The sequence below is a fragment of the Haloquadratum walsbyi J07HQW2 genome (assembly GCF_000415985.1).
Classification (GTDB): Archaea; Halobacteriota; Halobacteria; order Halobacteriales; family Haloferacaceae; genus Haloquadratum; species Haloquadratum walsbyi_B.
Map to the genome: position 1 here is coordinate 1,433,045 of NZ_KE356561.1, position 4,084 is coordinate 1,437,128.

The window sequence follows — 4,084 nt, forward strand, 5'->3', positions numbered from 1 at the left end:
ATTCTCCTCGCAATTGTTGGGTTCATCTTACTGTTTGATCTTACGGGGCAACTCACATCAGGGCAAATAACATTTAGCAGTGTTGGCTCGCTCATATGGGATGGATTGATGCGTGGTCTTGTGATTGGACTCGCCGGAATCGGGCTTTCAATGACATACAGTATTTTGAATTTCGCTAATTTCGCACATGGCGACTATATTACCGCTGGAGCGTTTTCTGGATGGGCAACAACATATCTCATTGCCGGGCTCGGCCGAGCGGATGTCGGTGCATTATTACTGGTTGGTGCGGGTGGGTCGGTCTTCGGTGGGACACTTGGAGTTAATGTCACCGGAACACCCTTTGCGATTATTGCAGGTATTATTGTTGCTGGAATTGCGGCAGTTGGATTAACACTTGCAGTGGATAAGATTGCATTCAAGCCAATTAGAGATGAAAGTGGCATTACACTCCTCATAACGAGTGTTGGAGTCGCATTTGCTCTTCGATATTTGATGCAGTTTGTATTCGGTCCAAGCGTTCGTGGAACGACAAATCAACCGGCGTCTGTATCATTGTATTTCATTGATGGCATTGTTCGCGTGAGCACACACGATGCCGCACTCGTAGGTATTGGTGGTGCATTGATGATCGGCATCCATTTGCTCTTGCAACGAACCAAACTTGGAAAAGCAATGCGAGCAATGTCCGATAATGAGGATCTTGCTCGTGTAACAGGGATTCCAACAGAGCAGGTCGTTCGGTCAGTCTGGATTATTGGTGGGGGATTAACCGGGATTGCAGGATATATATTTATTCTCTGGAAGGGAACACTTGGATTCAATGACGGGTGGTTGCTTCTTCTGTTAATCTTTGCAGCCGTCATTCTCGGTGGGATTGGCTCGATCTATGGTGCAATCATTGGCGGATTGGTGATTGGGCTGACAGCATCTCTCTCAGTGATTTGGATTCCATCAGCATTTGCCCGTGCAGCTGCATTCTTAATGATGATCGTGATTCTTCTTGTGAAACCATCTGGTATTTTCTCCGGGAGGTCAACTGCATGAGTGCAACAACACTCCCTGATACGCTCACCCGACGGATCCCAGGAGGGGATGCCGGGATCATCCTCACTACACTTGCTGCAACATACCTCGCGTATGTGCTCATTGGAATAGGGCTTGGCTACTCACTTCGTGGTCAGTTGAATACAATCGCCGTCTTAACATTTTATATCGGCGTCTTTGCAATGCTTGCCCTTGCATTGAATTTACACTGGGGTTACACTGGATTGTTTAATATTGGAATTGTTGGGTTCATGGCTGTCGGAATCTACGTTATGGCGCTTGTTTCAAAGCCAGTGTATCAGGCTGGTGGCGCCTCACAGGTCGGCGGGCTTGGGCTTCCTATCATCGTGGGGATTATTGCCGGTATGATCGCTGCGAGCCTTCTTGGACTCCTGATTGCGCTTCCTGCACTTAGACTCCGAGCAGATTATCTTGCGATTGTGACGATTGCAATGTCTGAGATTGTTCGATTTTCATTCCTTTCTGGACAACTTCAACAATTCAATCTTTCTGGTCTCCGCGTTGGTTTTGGTGGTGGCTCAGGGCTTATTCTTGATTACACTGACCCACTCGAATCATTCTTTAGTTTCTTTGGGCTTTGGGATACGTATCTCGGAGTCGTTGAGACGTTCGGAATTATCATTCCGAATAATCCCAAGCCAGTCTTTGATGGACTCGTGTATGGTGGTGTGTTACTTTCGTTTGTCGGATTGTATTTCTGGTTATTGAAACGAACTGGTGAATCGCCGTTCGGTCGAGTTCTAAAGGCAATTCGGGAAGATGAAGAAGCAGCAAGTTCGCTCGGCAAGGACACAAACGGATTCAAAATAAAGGCGTTCATGCTTGGATGCGCATTGATGGGTCTCGCTGGAATCCTCTGGTTCATGCGAGGTGGGGCTGTCACTCCGAATACCTTCCGTCCACGCATTACATTCTTTGTCTGGATTGCGCTCATTATTGGAGGTGCAGGATCGAATACTGGAAGTGTGCTTGGTGGTGCAATCTTTGCGGCGCTACTATATCAGGGTCCACGATATCTAAAGAATCTTATCGATACAGTATTACCGAGTGCCAGCCCACCATCGAGCTTTGGTCCCGCGATTGCACCACTGATTTCAAATCTTGATATCACTCCGCTACTATTCTACACGATCGACAGCATCAGACAGCTTCAATTGGTATTCATGGGTGTCGTTCTTATTTGGCTCATGCACAATCGTCCAGAGGGTCTCCTCGGTCATCGAACAGAAACCGCCTCACCAATCACGCTGAGCGCACCAATCGCACAGACAGTTGCAAACGAAAGCAGATCAACAACTGCCGACACTGATGCCGATCCAGACCCTGACGCAACTGAGGATATCGCCCCTGATGGCGGGAGTAATTCGACAACCGATAGCAATAATGGAGGTATCAACTCAAATGAGTGACGTCGAGCGTGGATCACAAAGTGAGCAATCTTTCAGTAACAATCGCAGTATCGGTACGGGTGGCACCAATATTGATACAGCGACGACGCATCCACTTGTCGTTGAAAATCTCCAGAAGTCATTTGGTGGAATCACGGCTGTCGATAATGCCTCATTTGAGGTTGAAGCTGGCACACTGACTGGACTGATTGGTCCAAATGGTGCTGGTAAATCGACAACATTCAATCTCATCACGGGGACGCTCACACCTGATTCCGGTACAATCCGATTTAATGATGAGGATATTACCGATACAACACCACATGACGTCGCAAATCGAGGGCTCGTTCGGACCTTCCAAATTGCACGTGAACTTGAGGAAATGACCGTACTTGAGAATATGATGCTTGCTCCCAAGCGTCAGCGTGGGGAAGCCCTGTGGCGATCAGTCGTCCCCGGATTTCGAAGCGACGTTGCTGAGCAGGAGACAGAACTTCTCGACCGTGTTTGGGATGTAATTGAGTTTTTTGAGATCGATCATATTGCTGATGAGTACGCTGGGAACCTCTCGGGGGGACAGCGAAAACTGCTTGAGTTGGCTCGCGCGCTCCTCACCGATCCTGATATGTTACTGCTTGATGAGCCATTCGCGGGTGTGAATCCATCACTTGAACGTCGCTTACTTGAGCATATTCATGAACTTCGCGAACAGGGCTACACATTCTTGCTTGTCGAACATGATATGGACCTCATTATGGAGAATTGTGAACACGTTATTGTGTTACACCAAGGTCGTGTTCTCACCGAGGGGAGTCCGGATGAAGTGCGCGGTGATGATGAAGTCATTGAAGCGTATCTTGGAGGGACGGTATGACGAGTACGAGTGAATCATCAATTGGATCATCAACTCGGACTGAGAGCGAAAGTGAAAGCGTGTCATCAAATAATAAATCAGTCTCACAAGCGTCTCGTCCCGACCGTGCCGAAGAGTCGTTACTCTCTGTGCGTAATCTTGATGCTGGATATGGTGATCTTCAGATTCTCACTGACGTCGACATGGACGTTGGGTCCAGTGAGTATATCACCATTGTTGGACCGAACGGTGCTGGGAAATCAACCGTCATGAAGTCAGTCTTTGGGTTGACCGCGCATATGGGTGGCACGGTTACATTTGATAATGCTGATATTACCGGTCGTCGGCCTGAAGAAATCATTCGAGAAGGAATTGGGTATGTGCCACAGAATGAGAATGTGTTTTCAACATTGAGTGTGCGTGAGAATCTCGAAATGGGCGCATACATTCTTGACTCGGTTCCAGAAGATGCACTTGAGGCTGTCTTTAATCGCTTTCCGATACTCAGAGAACGCCAAGATCAGAAGGCAGGGACAATGTCCGGCGGGCAACAACAAATGCTGGCAATGGGTCGCGCGCTCATGCTTGAACCCGAATTACTCCTATTAGATGAACCATCAGCAGGGTTAGCACCTGATCTTGTTGATGATATGTTTGACCGAATTGACGGAATCAATCGTGATGGGACTGCAGTCTTGATGGTTGAGCAGAATGCCAAAGAGCACTTCAGCGATGTGACCGTGGCTATGTGCTCGCCAATGGGGAAATCGGTATA

General features: G+C 48.0%; 3 protein-coding genes and 1 pseudogene. All 4 read left to right on the forward strand.

What is annotated here, in order from left to right; genetic code table 11:
- Nucleotides 1–108 precede the first annotated feature (108 nt).
- Nucleotides 109–1,047: a branched-chain amino acid ABC transporter permease gene (locus tag J07HQW2_RS06620; RefSeq protein ID WP_394324633.1), complete on the forward strand. Its 939-nt coding sequence runs from the start codon at nt 109–111 to the stop codon at nt 1,045–1,047.
- Entirely contained in the window at nt 1,044–2,477 is a 1,434-nt protein-coding gene (locus J07HQW2_RS06625) for a branched-chain amino acid ABC transporter permease (protein ID WP_021054651.1), read from the forward strand. Before J07HQW2_RS06620 ends, J07HQW2_RS06625 begins: the two co-directional genes overlap by 4 nt.
- The gene (locus J07HQW2_RS06630; protein WP_048075181.1) at nt 2,470–3,330 is read left to right on the forward strand and encodes an ABC transporter ATP-binding protein; all 861 of its coding nucleotides are present in this window, start codon (nt 2,470–2,472) and stop codon (nt 3,328–3,330) included. The genes J07HQW2_RS06625 and J07HQW2_RS06630 overlap by 8 nt, the downstream gene beginning before the upstream one ends.
- A pseudogene (locus J07HQW2_RS06635) lies at nt 3,327–4,084 on the forward strand (ABC transporter ATP-binding protein); the annotation flags it as partial. The gene J07HQW2_RS06630 and the pseudogene J07HQW2_RS06635, both read left to right, overlap by 4 nt.

Coding starts and splice junctions, on each gene's coding strand:
- J07HQW2_RS06620 (WP_394324633.1), top strand. CDS start 109: ATGCGTGGTCTTGTGATTGGACTCGCCGGAATCGGGCTTTCAATGACA.
- J07HQW2_RS06625 (WP_021054651.1), top strand. CDS start 1,044: ATGAGTGCAACAACACTCCCTGATACGCTCACCCGACGGATCCCAGGA.
- J07HQW2_RS06630 (WP_048075181.1), top strand. CDS start 2,470: ATGAGTGACGTCGAGCGTGGATCACAAAGTGAGCAATCTTTCAGTAAC.